This window comes from Streptomyces alkaliphilus (assembly GCF_014141535.1).
Lineage (GTDB): Bacteria > Actinomycetota > Actinomycetes > Streptomycetales > Streptomycetaceae > Streptomyces > Streptomyces alkaliphilus.
Genome location: NZ_VKHT01001441.1, coordinates 1 through 936, shown reverse-complemented (window position 1 = coordinate 936; position 936 = coordinate 1). Strand labels below are relative to the sequence as shown.

Here is a 936-nt window from a genome sequence, read left to right as displayed (position 1 = left end):
GGGGAGGGGTGGTGGTGGCCCGTGGTGATCGGCGTGCTCGCCCTGCTGGTACTGCTGACCGCCTGGTGGGCCCTGGCGCAGCTCCGACGCGGGCGCCGCCGGGAACTCTCCCTCGACGAGGACCGGGTCACGGTGCTGCGCGGAGCGGCCCTGGAAGAGGCGGTGACCGAGGAGATCGAGTCCCTCCCCGGTGTCGAACGGGCCCGGGTGGCACTGGAGGGCGGTCGACACGGGCCCCGACTTCGGGCCGGCATGGTCCTGGAGGCCGGCGCCCGCCCCGGCGAGGTGGTCCGTCGGTTCCGCACCGAGACGCTCGAACACGTCCGGAGTTCCACCGGCCGGAGAGACCTCACCGCCGACCTGCGGGTGCGCTCCACCAGACACGCCGCCGACCGGGTGGAGTGAGGGGACCGCTCCACGGGCCGCGGTACCCGCCGGGCGGGGCCGACCGGGCTCAGTTCCCGTCGTTCCCGCTCCGGCTCCCCGCCCCGGCCGGCTGTCCGGCCCGTTCCCCCGGTCCGTCGTTCGGCCCGCCGGGCCCGGACGACGGACCGACGGTCCGGCTTTCTCCACTGCCGGGGCCCCGGGGACCACCCGTCCGACGGTCCCGCAGTTCGCGACGGAACAGGATCACCCATCCCACCGGGACGAAAGCGGCGAACAGCCACCACTGGAAGGCATAGGCGAGGTGGGCCCCGATGCCGGTGTGGTTCGGGGTGGGCAGCGGGCGGGGCGCCGCGGCGTCCTCCGGGAGGGCCGGGTCGATCCCCGTCAACTCCAGATGGCCACCCAGTACGGGGCGTCCCAGCTCGGCCGCCCGCTGTTCGCTGTTGACCATCATGACCATGCCCTCGGGGAGGCCGGAGCGATCACGGATGCCGGTGCGCTCGGGGGTCTCGTCGATCATCAGCCGACCGGTCACGGTCACCTCACCCC

The 936-nt window shown here is 74.4% G+C and carries 2 protein-coding genes; one reads left to right on the top strand and one right to left on the bottom strand.

Going from position 1 to position 936, the window contains the following annotated elements; all coding sequences use genetic code 11:
- Positions 1-405: alkaline shock response membrane anchor protein AmaP (locus tag FNQ90_RS24980; protein ID WP_228471590.1), on the top strand; the 405-nt coding region annotated here is incomplete at its 5' end.
- Between the two features lie 49 nt (positions 406-454).
- On the opposite strand, the gene FNQ90_RS24975 is transcribed toward FNQ90_RS24980, so the two are convergent.
- On the bottom strand, positions 455-936 hold a 482-nt coding region (locus FNQ90_RS24975; RefSeq protein WP_323380173.1), incomplete at its 5' end, for an SURF1 family cytochrome oxidase biogenesis protein.